The organism is Agrobacterium sp. CG674 (assembly GCF_053521645.1).
In genome coordinates this window covers 252,604-272,416 of sequence record NZ_JBNWDZ010000006.1, presented here as the reverse complement: position 1 = coordinate 272,416, position 19,813 = coordinate 252,604, and the positions used below count along the sequence as shown (strand labels likewise).

The 19,813-nt window shown below is 58.5% G+C and carries 16 protein-coding genes; 2 read left to right on the top strand and 14 right to left on the bottom strand.

The window, feature by feature from the left end; all coding sequences use genetic code 11:
* Positions 1-2 precede the first annotated feature (2 nt).
* Positions 3-1,307 (bottom strand): NAD(P)/FAD-dependent oxidoreductase, encoded by a 1,305-nt coding sequence (locus ACQZ51_RS17630; RefSeq protein ID WP_448779167.1) that lies wholly within the window; start codon positions 1,305-1,307, stop codon positions 3-5.
* Between the two features lies 1 nt (position 1,308).
* The gene (locus ACQZ51_RS17625; protein ID WP_448779165.1) at positions 1,309-2,667 is read right to left on the bottom strand and encodes a glutamine synthetase family protein; all 1,359 of its coding nucleotides are present in this window, start codon (positions 2,665-2,667) and stop codon (positions 1,309-1,311) included.
* A gap of 342 nt (positions 2,668-3,009) precedes the next feature.
* On the opposite strand from ACQZ51_RS17625, the gene ACQZ51_RS17620 reads away from it, so the two are divergent.
* Positions 3,010-3,711: a GntR family transcriptional regulator gene (locus ACQZ51_RS17620; protein WP_448779163.1), complete on the top strand. Its 702-nt coding sequence runs from the start codon at positions 3,010-3,012 to the stop codon at positions 3,709-3,711.
* Positions 3,712-3,739: 28 nt separating this feature from the next.
* Here the strand turns inward: ACQZ51_RS17620 and ACQZ51_RS17615 are convergent, their stop codons facing one another.
* From ACQZ51_RS17615 to ACQZ51_RS17585, 7 genes are all read right to left on the bottom strand, one after another.
* Positions 3,740-3,940, bottom strand: coding sequence for a bile acid:sodium symporter (locus tag ACQZ51_RS17615; protein ID WP_448779162.1), 201 nt, complete (start codon positions 3,938-3,940; stop codon positions 3,740-3,742).
* 286 nt (positions 3,941-4,226) lie between these two features.
* A complete protein-coding gene (locus ACQZ51_RS17610; RefSeq protein ID WP_448779160.1) occupies positions 4,227-4,877 on the bottom strand; it encodes a GntR family transcriptional regulator in 651 nt (216 codons plus the stop codon).
* A gap of 200 nt (positions 4,878-5,077) precedes the next feature.
* On the bottom strand, positions 5,078-6,532 hold the full coding sequence (locus tag ACQZ51_RS17605; RefSeq protein WP_448779158.1) for an aldehyde dehydrogenase family protein: 1,455 nt from the start codon (positions 6,530-6,532) through the stop codon (positions 5,078-5,080).
* Positions 6,533-6,544: 12 nt separating this feature from the next.
* On the bottom strand, positions 6,545-7,318 hold the full coding sequence (locus tag ACQZ51_RS17600; protein ID WP_448779156.1) for an SDR family NAD(P)-dependent oxidoreductase: 774 nt from the start codon (positions 7,316-7,318) through the stop codon (positions 6,545-6,547).
* Entirely contained in the window at positions 7,315-8,697 is a 1,383-nt protein-coding gene (locus tag ACQZ51_RS17595; protein ID WP_448779154.1) for a glutamine synthetase family protein, read from the bottom strand. Before ACQZ51_RS17595 ends, ACQZ51_RS17600 begins: the two co-directional genes overlap by 4 nt.
* Before the next feature lies 1 nt (position 8,698).
* Positions 8,699-10,090, bottom strand: coding sequence for a transaminase (locus ACQZ51_RS17590; RefSeq protein WP_448779152.1), 1,392 nt, complete (start codon positions 10,088-10,090; stop codon positions 8,699-8,701).
* A 97-nt stretch (positions 10,091-10,187) separates the two neighbouring features.
* Positions 10,188-10,400: a hypothetical protein gene (locus tag ACQZ51_RS17585; RefSeq protein WP_448779151.1), complete on the bottom strand. Its 213-nt coding sequence runs from the start codon at positions 10,398-10,400 to the stop codon at positions 10,188-10,190.
* Positions 10,401-10,669: 269 nt separating this feature from the next.
* Between ACQZ51_RS17585 and ACQZ51_RS17580 the strand changes: the two genes are divergently transcribed.
* A complete protein-coding gene (locus tag ACQZ51_RS17580; RefSeq protein ID WP_448779149.1) occupies positions 10,670-12,883 on the top strand; it encodes a heavy metal translocating P-type ATPase in 2,214 nt (737 codons plus the stop codon).
* A 44-nt stretch (positions 12,884-12,927) separates the two neighbouring features.
* Here ACQZ51_RS17580 and ACQZ51_RS17575 read toward each other — a convergent pair whose 3' ends face one another.
* From ACQZ51_RS17575 to ACQZ51_RS17555, 5 genes are read right to left on the bottom strand one after another with little or no spacing between them, the layout of a single operon-like run.
* Positions 12,928-14,859 carry a beta-galactosidase gene (locus ACQZ51_RS17575; protein WP_448779147.1) on the bottom strand — a complete coding sequence of 644 codons (1,932 nt, stop codon included), beginning with the start codon at positions 14,857-14,859 and terminating at the stop codon, positions 12,928-12,930.
* A complete protein-coding gene (locus ACQZ51_RS17570) occupies positions 14,859-15,950 on the bottom strand; it encodes an ABC transporter ATP-binding protein (RefSeq protein WP_448779145.1) in 1,092 nt (363 codons plus the stop codon). Before ACQZ51_RS17570 ends, ACQZ51_RS17575 begins: the two co-directional genes overlap by 1 nt.
* On the bottom strand, positions 15,943-18,048 hold the full coding sequence (locus ACQZ51_RS17565; RefSeq protein WP_448779144.1) for an alpha-galactosidase: 2,106 nt from the start codon (positions 18,046-18,048) through the stop codon (positions 15,943-15,945). Before ACQZ51_RS17565 ends, ACQZ51_RS17570 begins: the two co-directional genes overlap by 8 nt.
* Positions 18,045-18,896 carry a carbohydrate ABC transporter permease gene (locus tag ACQZ51_RS17560; protein WP_311273022.1) on the bottom strand — a complete coding sequence of 284 codons (852 nt, stop codon included), beginning with the start codon at positions 18,894-18,896 and terminating at the stop codon, positions 18,045-18,047. Before ACQZ51_RS17560 ends, ACQZ51_RS17565 begins: the two co-directional genes overlap by 4 nt.
* Positions 18,896-19,804, bottom strand: coding sequence for a carbohydrate ABC transporter permease (locus tag ACQZ51_RS17555; RefSeq protein WP_448779142.1), 909 nt, complete (start codon positions 19,802-19,804; stop codon positions 18,896-18,898). Before ACQZ51_RS17555 ends, ACQZ51_RS17560 begins: the two co-directional genes overlap by 1 nt.
* Between the last annotated feature and the right edge of the window lie 9 nt (positions 19,805-19,813).

The window sequence follows — 19,813 nt, the reverse complement described above, 5'->3', positions numbered from 1 at the left end:
GTTTAAACCCCCAACCTGTCACGCAGCCCATACCACCACGCCCCCAGCGCCGTGAGCGGGACGCGGAAAGCGCGACCACCGGGGAATGGCAGGCTCGGCAGTGACGCCCATATGTCGAAGCGATCTGCGTGGCCGACCACCGCCTCGCCGAGAATCTTGCCGAGAAGATGTGTGGTGGTCACGCCATGCCCGCTGTCGCCATGCGAGAAATATACCGTATCAGACAGCTTGCCCACATGTGGGATGCGGGTCAGCGTCAGCGCAAAATTACCGCTCCAGGCGAAATCTATCGGGGTATTGGTCAACTCTGGAAACGTCTTGATCATGTTGGGGCGGATGATGCCCGTGAGATTGTTGGGGTCCTGGCCGCCATAGCCGATGCCGCCGCCATAGAGAAGGCGGTTGTCGCTGGTGCGTCTATAGTAATCGAGAACATAATTGGCGTCCTCGACGCAGTAATCCGCTGGCAGCATCCGGTCGAGCAGCGCCGGATCGAGTTTTTCAGTGACCATCACCTGACTGGATACCGGCATCATGCGCTCGGTAATCTTCGGCAGCAGGTTGCCGAGATAGGCGTTGCCGCAAACCAGCAGATAGCGGGATTTAACGCTGCCGCCAGCGGTGCTGACGATCGGCCGTTTGCCACTGATATCGATGCTTACGGCACGGGAATTCTCATAAATGCGCGCGCCGAAAGCCTCAGCAGCCCGGGCCTCGCCGAGCACGAGATTGAGCGGATGAATGTGGCCCCCGCGCTTGTCGATCATGCCGCCGGCATAGCGAGCGCTGCTGACATAGCGACCGACATCGTCCTTGCCGACCATTTCCATGCCGTCGATACCGTAGCTTTCGCAGCTCTTTTTGATGACTTCAAATTCGCGCAGCTGCTTGGTCGTGAAGGCCGCGAAGAATCCCCCGTCACGCAGGTCACAGTCGATACCATGCCTGGCCACGCGCGACCTGATGATATCGCCGCCTTCGCGCGACATGAGTGCCAGCTTGCGGGCGGTTTCGGGTCCAAAACGGCGTTCGATCGTATCGAAATCACGGCTGTAGCCATTGACGATCTGGCCCCCATTGCGCCCCGATGCGCCGAAGCCGATGCGTTCGGCTTCCAGAACCACGACGCTCATGCCCTTTTCGGCGAGTTCGAGTGCTGCCGAGATGCCGGTGAAGCCGGCGCCGATGATGCAGACGTCTGCCTCGACAGCGCCTATGAGAGGGGGGCGTATCTTCTTGTCATTGGCGGTAGCGGCATACCATGACGCGATGTGGCCGGGATTTTCCTGAGTTGCTGAAGCGCTCATTTCACGTTGTCCTGATGTAAGCGTCATATTCGACGTCGGTTACCCTGAGAGAGAATTCCTGCAGTTCCTGCCGTTTGGTGGCGGAGTAGAGCTTGCGGAATTCAGGGCCAAGTGCGGCGTAGGCAAAGGCTGAACGCGAGAATGCCTCCACTGCCGAGTGCCAGTTGCGCTGAAGCGGCTCGATATCAGGGGCATGAGCGTCACCGGTCACGGGGCCGCCGGGGTCTCTGCGTTCGATCATGCCCATATAGGCGGCCTGCAAGATCATCGCGAGCACGAGGTAGGGATTGGTATCGGCCCCGGCCACACGGTGTTCGATGCGGGTCGCTGACCGACCGGCTGTGATGACGCGCACGGCTGCCGAACGATTGTCGAGGCCCCACGAGGCATAGGTGGGCGCATGTTCGGTGGGCGTGAGCCGGCGGAATGAATTGGCGTGCGGCGCAAAGATCGCCGTGCTGTCGTGCATATGGCTGAGCAGCCCACCGACGGAGTGCATCAGTGCTTCTGACGGACCGTTCTCGTCGGCATAAATATTGTTTCCCGCGTCATCAATCATCGAAAAGTGCACATGCATGCCGCTACCGGCCTGTGTGCCATAGGGCTTGGCCATGAAGGTGGCGTCGAAACCGTTCTTGCGGGCAACCCCCTTGACGATGCGCTTGAGCAAAACTGCATTGTCGGCGGCACGCAGCGCATCGGGCAGGTGGTTTAAATTGATCTCATACTGCCCGGGACCGTTTTCCCGGAGCGTGGTGTCGGCTGGCACGAATTGTTCGCGGCAGACGGCAGCGATCTGGCTGAACACATCCTCGAAATCCTGCAATTCCGAAATCGACAGAACCTGCGTCTGGCCAGTGTGCCAGCGACCTTCGCGGGCGTTGGGCGGCCTCACCGGGTCGAGTGCCGAACGCACGGGATCGATGAGGTAGAATTCGAGTTCGGTCGCAACCACCGGCCTCAGCTTCATGCGCTCGAAGCGGGCGAGCACCGTCGCCAGCACCTGGCGGGGATCAGCATAAAACGGATCGCCAGCCGCATTCTGCATGCTCAGCATGACTTGGGCGGTCGGTCGTTTAAGCCAGCCGACACGGGCGAGTGTTCCGGGAATGGCGCGGCAGATCCCGTCGGGATCGCCGGTGCCTTCGGCCAGACCAGCTGCATTAACGTCTCTGCCCCAGATGTCGAGCGCATAGACCGAGCGCGGCATCGCCATGCCTTTGACCAGAATTTCGACTGCGCGTTCGCGCGGAATCCATTTGCCACGCGGCACACCGTTTACATCGATGACGAATGCTTCAAGCACCTCGATGTCGGGGTTGGCATTCAGAAAATCGCGCGCTTCCTGTTCATCTATCATATTCCACCGTCAATTCGGGCCACGACCGGCGGCACATAGATGCACCAGCCAGAAGACCACAGAATTCCTGTTTGTTGTCAGTTTTAGGCTGCGTTGAACGCAGCACCGGCATGTTCAGGGACGGACGATAGGTCCTTCATCGACTTTCATGAATACATGCATCTGAACCCCCGAGGTCAGGCCTTGTGGCCTTCTTGTATAATATGATCAAATTTATACGTGATATGATCATATGTCAAATAGGCCTGCAAAGCGGTTATTGTTATGCTATGGCGGGATTTGTCAGCGTCGCGGGACGTCTGAGGGCATGGGCAGAGGCATCAGGTACCGTTGACAGACAGCTTGAAGATTTCCGTTAGTAGCGAACCTAAGCTGAAGGGCGAACCGACCAAGAAATGGGTCTATCGTTCGCTCAGCCGCGCGATCATGAGCGGCCGCTTTCCACCGGGTCACCCGGTTACGATTTCGGGTCTTTCCGAGATCCTCGGCGTGAGCACAATGCCGGTACGCGGAGCGCTCGAACAACTGATTGCGGACGGTGCGCTGGAGTATCTCGACAACAGGCGTGTGCGGGTGCCTGATATAGGACCGGAGCGGTTCGACGAACTGATTGCTGCCCGCGTGGCGCTGGAGACAGTCGCGGCTGAAAGGGCCATGCACTTCATCGATTTTCTGCGTATCGACCGTCTGGTCGCCCTGGATAACATGATCGACGAGGCTTACGAGGCCGGCGACATCGAACTCGGCATAGAGCGCAACTTCGCTTTTCATCGCTGCATGTACGATGTGACGTCCTCCTTCGTTCTGATGCCGCTGATTGAATCCGTCTGGCTCCGGATGGGGCCGTTCATGCGCGAGGCAGTTGCCCATCTCGACCAAAGCTACCAGGTGGACAGGCATGTCGAAGCAATCGAGGCGATTAGGCGCCGGGATGCCGTTGCCCTGAAAGATGCAATAACGGCTGATATTCAGGATGGAGCCGGTCATGTCGGCCGCCAACGCCTGCGCGAGGTCGCGATCTCCGAAGCCGGACAGCGGCGCTAAAGCGCCTGCCAGGTGCCAGACCAGCCGCTCATTCGGTCGCGACCGCCCCAGCACTGCGCTGCGACAACATCGCCAGCGCGGTCAGTTGGATCAGGTGATAGAGCATCAGCGCCAGGATGATGAGCGCCACTTCAGCACGGTCAAACAGGATGCCTGCCATCGGTAGTCCTGTCGCGAGGCTCTTGGTGGAGCCGCAGTAGAGCAGCGCCAGACGGTCTTCACGTGCCAAGGCATTTGTGACGGTTTATGAAGCCCGAAAGCCAGGGCCGTGCGAGCCGTCCCAGCGCGAACGGAAGGAGGATCTGCAGTGCGATCTTCCAAATTGCTGCCAGCGGATCGCCCGCGCCGTTTCGCGGTCTCTATAAGCAGAAGAGTGATGACACCGGCATGTGACGCTGGACTGTGAATGGTTGGCTGGGGCCGCGCTGCTGTCTGCCCACGGGCTATAGTGCAGAAGGATAAGGCTCGTCAGCCGCGCCCCCGCTGAGAGGTGAATGAATTGCGGTTGGTCGCTCCTACGGTGTGTCCTTTCCAAGGGTCTGCTTTAACAGGTGGATCGCATCCAGAATGTCCGCCTTGATCGCCACACTTAAGGCTTCGGTATCTCCGCGGCGGATGGCTTCGAGTGTCATCTGGTGCTTGTCGACAATGCTTTTCGTTTCGGTCATTTCGTAGACGCTGCGCATGAACGGACCAAACTGCATCCAGATGCTCTCCAGCAAGGCAACGAGGATCTCAGACCCACCAGCGCGATACAATTCGAAGTGAAAGAGATAGTCTTCACGCATATAGGCGTCTGCGTCCTTGGCTCCGTAACTTTCGTTCATGCGCAGGTCGCAAGCTTCCATCAGAGTGATGGTTTCTGGCGTGACGTAGGGTAGAGCCCGGCTAGCGCAGAGGGGCTCAAGTTGTAGCCGGGCTTGCATGAGTTCCTCGAAACGCTGGCGCGTAAGCTCGGGTATGCAGACCCGACCATTGCGGCGGACTTCCAGCGCCCGCTCGCCACTGAGCCGCGTGATCGCTTCGCGCACCGGCATCAGGCCAACGCCCATGCTTTTGCTCAGGCCCCTGAGACTGACGCTCGTTCCCGGAGAAAAGCGGCCGGAAATCAGCTGCTCGCGCAAGGCCTGATACACCTGTTGCTGCTGGGTCGATAGTTCTCGCATTGCTTCATATGCCTTAATACGGTCGTCGCCGACGGCCTCGCCGCGGTCCCGTCAAGATTTGCAGCCACGCGTGCGTGCTGAACGGTGCGTCAGTAGATTTCCCGAAGTTCTAGCATAACGCGGTGATTGACAACCAGTGTTCCCAAACCGATCACCGGAAAGTCTTCCAGTGATCAGTTGACGGATTCTGGTCCCTGAGGTCAATCCGTGATGCCGCTGAGGGCCTTCACCTCCATGAAGTCCTCAATGCCAAAGTGGCCACCTTCTCTGCCAATGCCGGATTGCTTGTAGCCGCCAAACGGTGCACCGATTGCGTGGCTTGCCCCGTTTATCCGAACCATGCCCGCGCGCAATGCCCTGGACACGCGACGAATGCGCTCTTTGTCGCCAGACTGGATATAGGCGGCCAGCCCGTAGGCTGTGTCATTGGCGATCGCAATGGCTTCTTCCTCTGTGTCGAATGGAATGATCGACAAGACTGGTCCGAAGATTTCCTGCTGTGCAATAGCCATCTTGTTGTCAACGTCGGCAAAGACTGTTGGGCGCACATAATAGCCACGATCGAGACCGGACGGCCGGCCCACGCCACCCGCAACGAGACGGGCGCCCTCTTCGATCCCGCGTGCGATCATGCCCTGCACCTTGCCGAAGTGCCGCTCCGAGCTGACGGGACCGATATGGTCTCCATCAACTGACGGGTCGCCAACCTTCGTTGTCTCTGCAACTTCGGCTGCAATCGCCACGGCTTGCTCATAAACCGAGCGCTCGACGAGCATGCGCGAAGGCGCGTTGCAACTTTGACCAGTGTTTTCAAAAATGGCTTCAAGACCCTTGCGAACCGCCTGATTGATATCCGCATCTGCGAAAATCAGATTGGGCGATTTGCCGCCAAGCTCAAGCGCGACGCGCTTGACCGTGCCTGCCGCAGCTTTGGTCACGGCAATGCCTGCATCCGTCGATCCGGTGAATGACATCATGTCGATGTCGGGATGAGAAGACATCGCAGCTCCGGCCGTTGGTCCATCACCATTCACCAGATTGAAGACACCGGCCGGTAGTCCCGAAGCGTCTATGATGTCAGCGAAGATCATCGACGAGATGGGAGCCAGTTCCGAAGGCTTGAGAACAACGGTGCAGCCTGCGCTGACGGCAGCAACCACCTTCAGCACGACCTGATTCATCGGCCAGTTCCAGGGCGTGATCAAGCCGCAGACACCGATGGGTTCGTAGGCAATGATCGCCGTTGCGCCCCGCATCTCATGGTGACGCTCGAACTCGAACTCTTCCAATGCCTCGATGAAATTACGGATGTGGAAGGAACCGGATGCAGCCTGTTCATCAATCGCGAGCCGGATCGGCGCACCCATTTCGGCAGACATTGCCTTGGCGAGATCAACGGATCGACCCTCGTACTCGGCCAGCAAACGGTTGAGCCATGACAGCCGCGTCTCGCGGTCCGTTGCACTCCAAGCCCTGAACGCGCGTCGTGCCGCCAGCACAGCCCTGTCGACATCTTCAGCAGATCCGAGTGAAATGGTGGCGAAAGCCTGTTCCGTGGCAGGATTGATCACCGCGCAATCATTGGCTGCGACCGGTGCGACCCATCCGCCATTTATATAGAAATCGGTCTTGCGAAGCATGTTCTCTCTCATCAATTGGTTGCCTGTTCAGGCGAGTTGCACCTTGCGTTCCTGCAGGACATTGCCACCATCGACAACGAGCATGGCGCCGTTGACGTAGCTTGCTTCGGCAGAGGCCAGAAAGGCGACGGCCGCAGCGACTTCATCCGGTCTCCCGGCGCGTCCCAGAGGGGTGTGCCGAGCAGCGATCCGCTCATCCTCGGTAGAGGCGCCTGTCTCGATCCAACCCGGGGCGACCGAATTCACCGTTATGCCACAAGAGCCAACTTCGAGCGCAAGCGCATGGGTGAGCCCCACCATACCTGCCTTTGCCGCGGAGTAGGCGGCCTCGCCGGGGTTGGAAACCAACGGGCCACTCACAGAGGCGATATTCACGATACGCCCGCGCCTGTTTTCAATCATCGACGCGAGAAAGGCTCGCGTGACCAGGAAGGCCGTCTTGAGAGTGACGTCGATCCCAACGTCCCAATCGGCTTCGCTCAGGGCCAGGAATTCCCGTTGCACGGCAGGCACTGCCGTGGATCCCATACCTGCATTGTTGATCAGGACATCGACAGCCCCCACTCGCTCTCGTAAACGCACCACTTCCTGAGCATTGGTGAGATCTGCGACATGGGACGTTACGTCGTATCCCTGTGCCTGCAGTTCTTGAGCGCGCAAATGGATCCGCTCGCTGGCGCCGGTGATGAACACGGCGAGACCGTTTTGTGCAAGCTTGCGGGCAATGGCAAAGCCTATGCCATCAGGCCCGCCAGCCCCGGTCACCAGAGCTGAACGAAGTTGGCCTTCGTGGGCCTTCATATGACATCGCCATAATAGGCAAACTCTTCGTCTGTCACCTCACTGGAAAAGAAGCGGTGTTCCACTTGCTTCAGCGCAATGAAGACCGAGGCCATACGTGCACCGAGTGCTTCCTTTAGAAACTCGGATTGAGCGGCTTGTTCAATCGCTGCGCCCCAGTCGCGTGGCAAGGTCGTTGTGATATCATCGCTGTAGGTGGACGCCTCTGCATCTGGCTCGATCTGGTTTTCGATCCCTTGATACATTCCGGCAAGCACAGTTGCACCAACCAGATAAGGGTTGGCGTCGACACCGGCGGAGCGGTGTTCAAGGTGGCGATTGGCCGGGTTGCCTGCCGGCACCCTGATGGCAACGCTGCGGTTGTTGCGCCCCCAGGTCGGCGAGGTCGGTGCATAGCTGTTGCGTGCAAAACGGCGCCAGGAATTCAGATTGGGCGCAAACATCAGCATCGAGTCGGCCATGGTCTGCTGAAGACCGCCGATCGCGTGACGCAACATCGGCGCGAGATCATCCGCGACGTCAGCGAACAGGTTGCGACCCGACGGGTCCGCAAGGCTGGCGTGAAGATGCATGCCAGAGCCGACATGTTGGGCGAAGGGCTTGGCCATGAAGTTCGCGCGCATCCCATGCCGGAGCGCAAGGCCCCGAACGAGTCGCTTGAGCATCACCAGATCGTCCGCCGCGCGCAGGCCCTGGGCCTGGTGACGCAGCGTGAGTTCGTACTGGCCGGGCGCATATTCGGAGATCATCGTTTCAACCGGCAGGTTCTGGACGGCCGCGGCGCGGTACAGAGCATCGATAAACGGCTCGAACTGATCCAGCACGGCAACGCTGTAGACTTGGTTGCCCTTTGACGGCGCGCCGGAGAGGGGCAGGCGTGCTGCCTTCGGTTTTCCAAGAACATCCTTGTCGGCATCGAGCAGGTAGAATTCCAGCTCGAAGGCCAGGACGGGGAAGAGGTTTTTCGCTTCAAATCGCTCGATCTGGCGCAGAAGAGCCTGCCGGGGATCGGCACCCATGGGAGATCCATCCAGCTCGTAAAGCATGACGCGAACTTCGCCGCGTTCGGGCGACGTCCACGGCAGTGTTACCAGTGATCCGGCAATCGGCCATGCGATTCTGTCGGCGTCTCCGTCGTCCCAGGTCAAACCCGTCTCATCGACATCGGCGCCAGTGACGTCCAGTCCCAGAATGGAGCCGGGCAGATGCCGCCCGGAACGAAACAGTGTCAGAAGTTCATGGCGGCGAATGATCTTGCCGCGTGCGACACCGTTCGGATCGATCAGCACAAGGTCAAAGGCTGCGATCTCTGGATGTTTTTCCAGGAACGACTCGGCTTCCTCGATGGGTGCCGCATTGCGTGGACGCGTTCCGGTCATTTCATGCAGCCTTTGTCATACGATCAAGGATTTTCTCAAAGCTGGCGACAAGGCCAACGACATTCTCTTCGCTGGTGGTCGGCGCCACAAGAACCATATTGTGGAATGGGGTGACGAGATATCCCAGATTGAGGAATGCCGTATGCAACGCCTTCTGGATCGTCGGGTTGGCTGCATCGTGTGCTTCACTGGCGTTGCGCAGCGGATTGGGAGCAAACACGATCTCGAGCCGGGCACCGACGCGACCCACATGCCAAGGCAGATCATAGTGCTCTATGGCTGCGGAGAAGCCTCTTTCGACAATATCGGCAAGACGGTTCATTTTGTCGTGCGCTTCGACTGTCATTACCTCTTCAAGGCACGCCCTGAGGCAGGCGAGCTGCAGAGCGCTGCCCGCGAGCGTCGTGCCTATGCCTGAGTGGCCCGTGCCCGTGTTCGCCGCGCGCACAGCGGCAAACCTGCTCGCCACATCATCCGTCATGCCCCACAGAGCGACAGGAATACCACCGCCGACAGGCTTTCCGACGACGAAAATATCCGGCTCAAGACCGTGTACTTTCGTATATCCGCCAAATCCGGTGGAAATTGTATGCGTTTCATCGATGTGGAGCAGCGTCCCGGTGGCCCGCGTCAGATCTCGCAGGGCCTTATGAAACCCTGGAAGCGGAAGAATCATGCCGCAATTGGTCATGACGGGCTCCGCCACAACGACAGCGATGTCACAATCCTTCAGCGCAGCTTCCAGAGCTGGAATATCATTGAAGGGGATAGAGACCGTGAACTCGGCGAGATCCGCCGCCTGTCCAAGCAGGCCGTTGCGAGCGACTGTCTTCCCGTCTACGAGGTCCACCAGCGTTTCATCGACCGCGCCATGGTAGCAACCATCGAACACGAGGATTTTCTTGCGGCCCGTCACGGCACGAGCGACCCGAAAGGCGAAGCGGTTGGCGTCACTGGCGGTCGCCGTCACCTGCCACATGGGCATGCCGAATGTTTTGCGCAAAAGCTGGCCAACGGCATCCAGATCCTTGGACGGCAGCATGGTCGTCAGGCCCAATGTGGCGGCGCCGGCCATGGCATTCAAAATCGGTTGCGGTCCATGCCCAAACATTGCGCCGCTGTCTCCCAGACAGAAATCAATTGCGTGATTTCCATCGACGTCCCAAACCTCGCTCCCGGAAGCCTTGGCGACCACAACCGGGAACGGCATCGGCCAGTCGCGCATCCAGTATTGCGGCACCTGGTTGAAAAAACCAGATGATGGCGCGGTGAAAATCTCCTTGCTGCGCGGTCGCTGGCTCGCGAAGAGCGCTGTTTCGTCGGTAAGAATCCGTTCTGCAGCTGCGAGAAGCGCTTCGGATTTCATTTGGCCAATGGGTTGGGTGAATGCCACGGGGTGAGCCCTTAAAAAACTATCAATGTGATCACGTTTACGGAGGGCGGATTTTGAGTCAACAACAATATGCACTGATTAGCAGTTTTCTAGCGATTTATTGATGTATCTCGTCGTTTTTGGTGTCAGAAAACTTCTTCGAAGAAAATTTGTGATCACGATTGTGTTTGCGAGATTGCCTCGAAGCTCGATTTGGGAGACGCGGTACACGTTCTGTCGGCTGCACTGCACCGATTTCGCCGGCGCGATTTTCGTATTCGGCGGCAAGTTTACCTGACCAATACGGATGATACGTGTCCAAATATTCCATGAAATCTCTCCTTTTGGAGAGGATCGTGGGGCCTCGCGCAAACTACAAAAAGGAAATATTTAAAAGCATGATAATATATATAAATCAATAACTTAGACTATTTTGAATTTTTTTGGAAAAATCTATTCGATCAGAACGACAATGTCACGGGCTGCAGGGACATAGGTAGGAGCGATTTTCACAAATCATGTCGATCCGGGCATTTTTTCTCTTGCACCTCTAGTGGCTGTAGGTCGTAGCACTGGTGTCGTGAACAAGGGAAACACGATATGAGTGCCTCATTGCAAACCAGATTTCGGGTAGAGGGAATGGATTGCGCATCCTGCGCAGCTAAGATCGACACGGCGGTACGCCGCATGTCGGGTGTCGAGGATGTTTCCGTCTCCGTCACATCAGGCACCATGACCGTCAGCCATGATACGACGAGCGATCTGGCCGCCATTGGCAGACAGGTGACGGGCCTTGGCTATGACGCTACGCAAATTCCATCTGGTGCCGCCGCAAAACCTGAAGTTGCGCATGAACACGGCCCAGGCTGTTCCCATGATCATCACGAACACCAGAAGCCGGAACAGGCATCGGTCGAAGGCTTGCACGGGCACGCTCACGGGCCTTCCACCGGGCCCTGGTGGAACAGCAAAAAGGGTCGCGCGACGATTTTGGCTGGCGCGACGCTTGCTGTGGCCTATGGTGTCGGGCATCTGTTTCCGGCTATTCAGATCTATGCCTTTACGCTGGCGATGCTGGTTGGTCTGATGCCGATTGCGCGCCGGGCCTTCATGGCTGCCCGCGCAGGAACGCCGTTTTCCATTGAAATGCTGATGACGATTGCAGCCATCGGTGCGCTTGCCATCAATGCCACGGAAGAGGCAGCAGCGGTTGTCTTTCTGTTTCTGGTGGGTGAGCTGCTGGAAGGCGTGGCAGCGGGCAAGGCGCGAGACAGCATCAAGTCTCTGGCCGCACTCGTTCCCAAGACAGCTCTGCTGGAAGAAATGGGACAGACGCGTGAGGTGAAGGCCGAGACCCTTGCCATCGGCTCCGTCATTCTCGTTCGCCCGGGTGATCGCATCTCGGCAGATGGCGTCATTCTTTCGGGTGAAAGTGCCGTGGACGAAGCGCCGGTGACAGGCGAAAGCGTGCCGGTCAACAAGGGGCCTGATGACCTCGTCTTTGCTGGCACGGTCAACGGTAACGCTGCTCTGCGCGTTCGGGTAACCGCGACGGCTGAAGACAACACCATTGCCCGTGTCGTGAAACTCGTGGAGGAAGCGCAGGAGAAGAAAGCGCCGACCGAGCGTTTCATTGACCGCTTCTCCACCTATTACACGCCAGCGGTCGTTGCCATCGCAGCCCTCGTAGCCATCCTCCCGCCCTTGTTTCTTGGCGGTGACTGGAATGAATGGATATACAAAGGGCTTGCCATTCTTCTGATCGGTTGCCCCTGTGCGCTGGTCATCTCGACACCCGCTGCCATCGCCGCTTCCCTGTCTGCGGGCGCAAGGCGCGGCCTTCTCATGAAAGGCGGCGCGGTGCTGGAAGGGCTTGGCAAGCTGACCGCCGTTGCGCTGGACAAGACCGGAACCCTGACGGAAGGAAAGCCTGTCGTCACCGATATCGTGCCGTTTGAGTTTGCTCAGGCCGACATTCTGCCTCTGGCAGCCGCACTCGAAACAGGCTCCAGCCACCCGCTTGCGCTGTCCATTCTCGCCAAGGCCAGGGAAGATGGCATCACTATTCCATCCGCTACGGATGCCAAGGCGCTGGGCGGCAAGGGCGTGACGGCTGTTGTTGAGGGGCAGGAGATATTTCTGGGTTCGCCAAAAGCTGCCAATGATCTGATTGCCATCCCGCAACAGCATCTGAAGACGATCACGGCATTAAATGACGAAGGCAAAACAGTCTCCGTTCTGATTGCAGGCGGACAGCTGGCCGGTGCCATTGCCATGCGTGATGAGCCTCGCACGGACGCCGTGCAGGGTCTGGCGATGCTGAAGGAGAGCGGCGTCAAGATCATCATGCTAACAGGCGATAACAAGCGCACGGCGGATGCCATCGGCCAGACACTCGGCATCGAGGTGTGCGCCGAGCTGATGCCGGAGGACAAGCAGCGGATCGTGGGCGAGTTGAAGTCTGAGGGTTATGTGGTCGGCAAGGTTGGCGATGGCATCAATGATGCACCGGCACTTGCGGCGGCTGATATCGGCATTGCCATGGGTGGCGGCACGGATGTGGCGCTGGAAACGGCGGATGCTGCCATTCTGCATGGCCGCGTCAGCGATGTCGCGCACATGATCGCGCTTTCCAAACGCACCATGCGCAATATCAGGCAGAACATCGCCATATCGCTTGGTCTGAAAGCGGTGTTTCTGGTCACGACAATCCTTGGCATCACCGGGCTTTGGCCCGCCATTCTGGCAGATACCGGCGCCACTGTTCTGGTCACCATCAACGCGCTTCGGTTGCTGCGCAATCCGGCAGCGTAAAGTGTGAGAGCCCGCAATGATATTTGCGGGCTCTCAGATGTTCGTTATTTCGTCCAGATGGAAACGGCCTGCGGTTCCAACACGCTCTCTCCCAGCACAATCTTCACACCGGCGGGAACCGTCCACGCCTCGGTGCCATAGTTGAAGGCAAAGGTGAGGTTGCCGCGGCGACGGATGCGGATGGTATCCGGCAGGGGCATTGTGTCGAGACCGGCCTTTGTCGCAGCCAGTGCAAGCACGCTGGAAAGCAGTTCCTCATCGGCCCAGCAGGCGAGATAGAGCATATTGCCGCTTTGTGTCAGCGCCGGATCGCCATTTTCGAAACGGGCCAGTGCCTCTGCGGAGGTCTGCACCGTTTCACGCCAACGGATGGCCGCGCCTGATACAGCACCTGAAACGGCGTCGGAAAGGCCGGGCCGCAGGGTTGAAACCTGAATGACGCGGTTGCCGGTGCGTTGGCCGAGCGGGCCGGGTGGCAGGTTTTTCGGGATCACGAAATTGCGGTCACGAGAGCCGGTTCTTGCACCGATTACGATGTGTCCGGTGGCCTTGGCAAGGGCGGCCTCGGTGGCAACATCAACCTCTGTCATGCAGGGAACGACGACAAGCGCATAGCCTTCGAGGCTATCGCCGGGGCGCACGAAATCGATGTCGAGACCCAGACGACGAAGGCTTTCATACCAGCGGAAGCAAAGCTCCTCATAGCGGAAGTCCTTGGCCTGCGGCTGGATCATCGTTGTCCAGTAGCTCTGATAGTCGAACACCAGCGCCACATGAGCCTTTTCGCTGGCCGGCAGGTCGGCCAAAGCCTTCAGCTCTTCGCCAACCCGCTGTGCCTCCAGTCCGCCAGGCGATAGCTCGTCCAGACCCGACATGTTGAGGCCCGCATGCATCTGCTCCTGCGCAAAGGGAGCCTGGCGCCAGCGGAAATAGCTGACGACTTCTGCGCCATGGGCAAGCGCCTCCCATGTCCACAGCCGCACCATTCCCGGCTTCGGCACGGGGTTCCACGGCGCCCAGTTCACCGGTCCGGGCTGCTGTTCCATCACCCAGAAACGGCCCTTGCCAACGCCGCGATAAAGATCGTGGTGGTAGGGGGCAATATCGGGGTGCGATGTCTGCGCCCAGCGATTGCGCTCCTCTTCCGTGAAGGGAAACTTCTCGACAAAGCCGATCGGGTAGCTGTCCCAGGATGCGAGATCGAGATTGTCGCCCACCTTGAAGTGGTCGAAATCCGAAACGAAACCCATGAAATTATGCGTGATCCAACGGTCCGGCGAGTGCTTGCGAAGGATATCGCATTGCATCTTGTCGTAAGCGGCAACCTGATCAGACTGGAAGCGCCAGAAATCCAGCCGGGTGGCCGGGTTGGGTTCCGTCACCGTCAGGTTCGGCAGCCGCACATCGTCAAAACTCTTCAGTTCCATCGACCAGAAAACCGAGCCCCAGGCTTCGTTCAGCTGCTGTGGCGATTGATAGCGCAGCCGCAGCCATTGCTTGAACTGCTTGAGGTCTTCGGCCCCCCATGATGCGGTCGTGTCATGGCAGCCATATTCATTGTCCGTCTGCCAGCCGACGAGCCCGGGATGCGCGCCATAACGCTGCGCAATAATCTCGACAATGCGTGCGCTTTCCCGCCACCATGTCTGTGAGGAGAAGGTGTAATGACGGCGCGAGCCAAAGCCGCGCACCTTGCCGTCTTCATCATAGGGCAGAATATCGGGGTGCTCATCCACCAGCCATTTCGGCGGCGTGGCGGTCGGTGTTCCCAGCACAACCTTGAGGCCAGCGGCATGGAGCACGTCCATGGCCCTATCAAGCCAGCCGAAATCGAATTCCCCACGCGCAGGCTCAAGCCGCGACCAGGCAAATTCACCAATGCGCACGAAGGAAATGCCAAGCTCGCGCATGCGGCGTGCGTCTTCAGCCCAACGGCTTTCGTCCCAGTGCTCTGGATAATAACATACGCCCAGCATTATCGCGTCAAATCCCCATTGATGATGGCATGGCCTTTTTCGTCAAAGACGTGGCACGCCTTGGCATTGATACCGAGTTTCAGTGTGTCGCCCGGCTTCGCACTGGCCAGACCGTCGGCCTTGACCGAGATTTCCGAGCCATCCGCGAGTTCCACGAAGAACAGCGTTTCCGAACCGAGATATTCCGCAAGCCGCACCGTTCCTTCCAGCACCACGTCACCTTCGCCCGTCGCGCTGATATGCTCGGGGCGGATGCCGAAGCTTGCATTGCTGAGGGTAGCCGTGTTGGGGGCATCCAGCGCAAGCGTTGCGCCGCCCGGCAGGGTCAGAACGATCTTGCCGTTCTGGTTTGCTGCTGGCACTTTCAGCACATTCATCTTCGGCGAGCCGATGAAGCCAGCCACGAAGAGATTTGCCGGACGGTGGTAAAGCTCAAGCGGCGTTCCGACCTGCTCGATCTTGCCCGCAGACAGAACCACGATCTTGTCGGCCATGGTCATGGCTTCCACCTGATCATGGGTCACATAGATCATCGTTGCCTTCAGATCCTTATGCAGCTTGGAAAGCTCGCCGCGCATCTGCACGCGCAGGGCTGCATCGAGGTTGGACAGCGGCTCATCGAAAAGGAAGACTTCCGGGTTGCGAACAATCGCACGGCCAATAGCCACACGCTGGCGCTGGCCGCCGGAAAGCTGGCCCGGCTTGCGCTTCAAAAGCGGTTCAAGCTGCAGCATTTTTGCGGCGTGCGCCGTGCGCTCGGCAATCATATCCTGCGCATGGCCGGTCATTTTCAGACCAAAGCCGATGTTTTCGGCAACCGTCATGTGCGGGTAAAGCGCATAGGACTGGAAAACCATGGCGACACCCCGTTCCGAGGGGCCAATCCTGGTCATGTCCTTGCCGCCGATGGAAAGCGCACCGGAGGATATTTCCTCAAGACCGGCAATCATTCGCAACAGGGTGGATTTTCCGCAGCCGGAGGGACCGACGAAGACGCAGAATTCGCCATCCTTCACGTCGAGATCGACGCCTTTGATGACGCTGAGAGCGCCAAACTCTTTCTTGACGTTGCGCAGGCTTACGTCAGCCATTGATCTTGCCTCCCTTGACAGGTTCCAGTTCGAGGAGCAGCGCGCTTTCCGGTTTCAGCATCGGCAATGGCAGGCCTGCTAGGCCTACGCTGGAAAGCTCGAAGCTGATATCGCCGGAGAGCAGCTTTGTCTGGCCCTCTGAGATGCGAATGAATTCCGGTTTTACCGGAAGTGAATTTGTGATTTTCCAGGTGCCGCCCAGCTTGGTCACGCTGGCTGGCAGTTTGAGCGCTGCCGGTTGCTCGCCCACCATCTGCGGTCCCTGCGCAATGATGATGACGATCTTGTCGGCACTGGCCGCACCCCAGACGTAACGTCCGTCCACAGGCTCTGCCTGAAAATTTGCCTCTGGTGCATGCAGCAGGGCTCGAAGCCTCTTGTAGGTTTCGATGTAAAGCTTCAGCTCACTGCGCTCTGAATCCGTCAGCTCCAGAGGGTTGAGCTCGACGCCGAGATGATAGGCCATGGCCACCAGCGCCCGGAAGGCCAGCGTGTGGCGCCGCCCCGTCTGGTGGTTGGGGGAGGCGGAGATGTGGCTTCCGAGAATTTCCGGCGGCACGAACAGTGACGCGCCGCGCTGGATTTCCAACCGTTCCAGAGCGTCGGTGCAATCGGATGTCCAGACCCGGTGCGTGCGGACCAGAACGCCAAAGTCGATGCGGCCGCCGCCGGACGCGCAGCTTTCGATTTCGACATTCGGATGCGCCTTGCGCACGCGGTCCATCAGCGCATAGACGGCGCGGGTCTGGGCAGAGGTCTTCACCCTGCCGTCACGCCCGCCCGCATGGGTCAGGTCGCGGTTCATATCCCATTTCACATAGGAAACGGCATGGTTTGCAAGGACAGCGTCGATCTTGGCAAACAGGTAGTCGGAAACCTCCTGCCGTGTCAGATCAAGCACAAGCTGGGTGCGCGATTGCAGCAGCGGGCGTCCATCAATCTGCAAGGCCCAGTCCGGGTGTTTCTTGTAAAGCTCCGATACCGGGTTGATCATTTCAGGCTCGAACCAGATGCCGAACTGCATGCCAAGACCGGTTACGTGGTCCACCAGCGGCTTCAGGCCATTTGGATATTTGCGGGCGTCGATATCCCAGTCGCCCAGGCTTGTGGTGTCGTCGTCACGCTTGCCGAACCAGCCATCATCCAGCACGAAGCGCTCGATGCCGATCTCTGCCGCAGCCGTTGCCTGCGCCTTCAGAGAGTCCATCTTGTGGTCGAAGTAGTTGCCTTCCCAGGTGTTGAGCGTCACCGGACGTGGAGACATTTTTCCACCCGGCCAGTCAAGAAGTTCGCTACGGACAAAGGCATGAAGTGCCTCAGTATCCGGCCCGGCATAGGCAACAGGGCTTTGGTAGGTTTCGCCAGATTTTAGAATGACTTCACCCGGCTCGAACAATTCACCCATATGGATCAGCCGCCGGCCGTCATCCGTGCGGTCAATGACGACATGGTGGTTGCCGCTCCATCCCAGCGTCACGCCGAAACGCTGCTCAACTGTCTCAACAAAGATCATCGGGAACCGGTCATGCGATGTGCGCCCGCGCCGGCTTTCCTGAGACCAGATGCCGTTGCCGAGAACTTCCTTGCGGGTTTGAAACTCACGTCCCCACATGCCGGTAAAGCTGGTCAGTTCCGTTTCACCCGCCGGTGCCGCAAAAGTGGCCGCCATGCAGCGGTCCAGCTGGTAATCGGTGTCTGCGCGGTTGGTCAGCGCGGTGGACATGGAGATCAGGCCGGATACATGCTCGGTCAGGGTGATTGCAATATCGATTTTCGCCACGGCGTCATGGCCGCGCAGCGTTGTCGCATTTCCTGCGGTTTGCACCTTCCACGCGCCGAACTGCAGCGTGAAATCACGCCCCTGCCGGTGGCCCGATATGGCAGGCCAGCCGAAAAAGCCCATTCCACCGGTTGGCAGCAGCACCGAGGAGGGCACCGCCACGTCCATGCCGTTCACCCGGCTGGAACGCTCAATGTCAAACAGTGGATCGGCAGAGGTTGCCGCTGTTGCAAAAGAAAGAATTTCCGGCATGCCGAGTTCGGGCAGGCGAAGGTTGAGCGTGAAGCTTCCTTTGCCGATTGTGATGATATGGCTCATCCCTTGGTCGCTCCCAGTGTCAATCCGGCAATGAAGTGCTTTTGCATGATGAAGAACATGGCAACGGGTGGCAGAGCCGCAACCAGCGAGCCTGCGGAAACCAGATGCCAGGCGGCAACCCATTGGCCGTTCAGCGAATAGAGACCGGCGGTCACGGGCATGGCGTGCTGTCCCTGCACCAGAACCGTGGCCCAGAAATAATCATTCCAGACGAAGGTGAAGACCAGCACCGACAGCGCCGCAATCGCCGGGCGCATCAGCGGCAGCACGATGTGGCGGAAAATCCTCCATTCCGAAACGCCTTCGACACGGGCGGATTCAATCAGCGCAAAGGGCAGGCCCTTGATGAAGTTGCGCATAAACAGCGTGCAGAACCCGGTCTGGAAGGCGACGTGGAACAGCACAAGGCCCATCGTCGTGTCGTAAAGACCGGCCCGCAGCGTCATGTCACGCACCGGCACCATCAGGATCTGGAACGGAATGAAGTTGCCAGCCACGAACATGAAGAACAGAAGCAGGTTAGCCTTGAACTTATAGACCGCCAGCGCAAAACCCGTGAGGCAGGAGAGCGCAACAGCGCCGATCACGGTGGGGATCGTGACCTTGAACGAGTTCAGAATATAGAGCCCGATGGGCGAATCCCGGAACACAGCGGTATAGTTTTCAACGCCGGCAAAGCCTGAAGGCATGCCGAAATAATTGCCAGCGGCAAAATCGCCTGCCGGTCTGACGGAGGTGATCGCCACGCCGATCAATGGCAACAGCCAGAGAATGAGCGCAATCGGCAGTATGATCTTGTAGCCCCAGCGAATGAAAGGTGAGGCTGTCTGAATGGGTGCGGGGAACATCAGGAATTCCTTTCCTGGCTCAGCATGCGCACGATGAAGAGCGTGATGAAGATCATCATGATGAGGAAGAGAACGACGGCGATGGCTGCGCCATAACCCATACGGAAACCATATTCCGAAAGCGCCTGCTCATACATGAAATAGGACAGCACCGAGCTGGAGCCGTAGGGTCCGCCAGCGGTCATGACGGAGACGAGGTCGAAGGAGCGCAGCGAGCCGATGACGGTAACGACCATGGCGATGAAGGTTGCGGGCGCCAGTTGCGGCAGAATGATGTTCCACAACAGCTTGAAACCCTTGGCGCCATCCATGCGCGCAGCTTCCACCTGCTCGGGATTGATGTTGTTGAGACCCGTCAGATAAAGGATCATGCAATAGGCCGTCTGCGGCCAGAGGCCAGCAATGATGATGCCGTAGGTCACATAATTCTCGTCGGCGAGAATGGCGATCTGCTGGCCTGTCAACCACTCCAGAAGCTTTGAAAACAGTCCGAAATCCGGTGCGTAGAACCAGGTAAACATCAACCCGACGACGACCTGACTGATGACGAACGGGAAAAAGAACAGCGATTTGTAAAGCCGGATGCCGCGCACATTCTGGTTCAGGAACAACGCTACAGCCAAGCCTGCTGGAATGGACAGGAGATACAGCACCAGCCAGATGATGTTGTTTTTCAGCGAGACATAGAATGTATCGTCCTGAAGCAGCTCGGCATAGTTGCCAAAGCCGATCCAGCTCATCTCACCCATGCCGTCCCAGTCGTGAAAACTGATCCAGATGGATTCGAAAATTGGCACCAGAACGTAGAGGACAAACATCAACAGGCCGGGGGCGAGAAAGAGCCAGGGGGCTAGTTTTTGTTGATTGCGCTTCCAGAAACTGGGCGATGGTGAAACGGCGTTGCTCACGGCGGCACC

Excerpts from the sequence above, each read along its gene's own strand:
- ACQZ51_RS17630 (WP_448779167.1), bottom strand. The coding sequence starts at position 1,307 with ATGAGCGCTTCAGCAACTCAGGAAAATCCCGGCCACATCGCGTCATGG.
- ACQZ51_RS17625 (WP_448779165.1), bottom strand. The coding sequence starts at position 2,667 with ATGATAGATGAACAGGAAGCGCGCGATTTTCTGAATGCCAACCCCGAC.
- ACQZ51_RS17610 (WP_448779160.1), bottom strand. The coding sequence starts at position 4,877 with ATGCGAGAACTATCGACCCAGCAGCAACAGGTGTATCAGGCCTTGCGC.
- ACQZ51_RS17600 (WP_448779156.1), bottom strand. The coding sequence starts at position 7,318 with ATGAAGGCCCACGAAGGCCAACTTCGTTCAGCTCTGGTGACCGGGGCT.
- ACQZ51_RS17595 (WP_448779154.1), bottom strand. The coding sequence starts at position 8,697 with ATGACCGGAACGCGTCCACGCAATGCGGCACCCATCGAGGAAGCCGAG.
- ACQZ51_RS17585 (WP_448779151.1), bottom strand. The coding sequence starts at position 10,400 with ATGGAATATTTGGACACGTATCATCCGTATTGGTCAGGTAAACTTGCC.
- ACQZ51_RS17580 (WP_448779149.1), top strand. The coding sequence starts at position 10,670 with ATGAGTGCCTCATTGCAAACCAGATTTCGGGTAGAGGGAATGGATTGC.
- ACQZ51_RS17575 (WP_448779147.1), bottom strand. The coding sequence starts at position 14,859 with ATGCTGGGCGTATGTTATTATCCAGAGCACTGGGACGAAAGCCGTTGG.
- ACQZ51_RS17570 (WP_448779145.1), bottom strand. The coding sequence starts at position 15,950 with ATGGCTGACGTAAGCCTGCGCAACGTCAAGAAAGAGTTTGGCGCTCTC.
- ACQZ51_RS17565 (WP_448779144.1), bottom strand. The coding sequence starts at position 18,048 with ATGAGCCATATCATCACAATCGGCAAAGGAAGCTTCACGCTCAACCTT.
- ACQZ51_RS17560 (WP_311273022.1), bottom strand. The coding sequence starts at position 18,896 with ATGTTCCCCGCACCCATTCAGACAGCCTCACCTTTCATTCGCTGGGGC.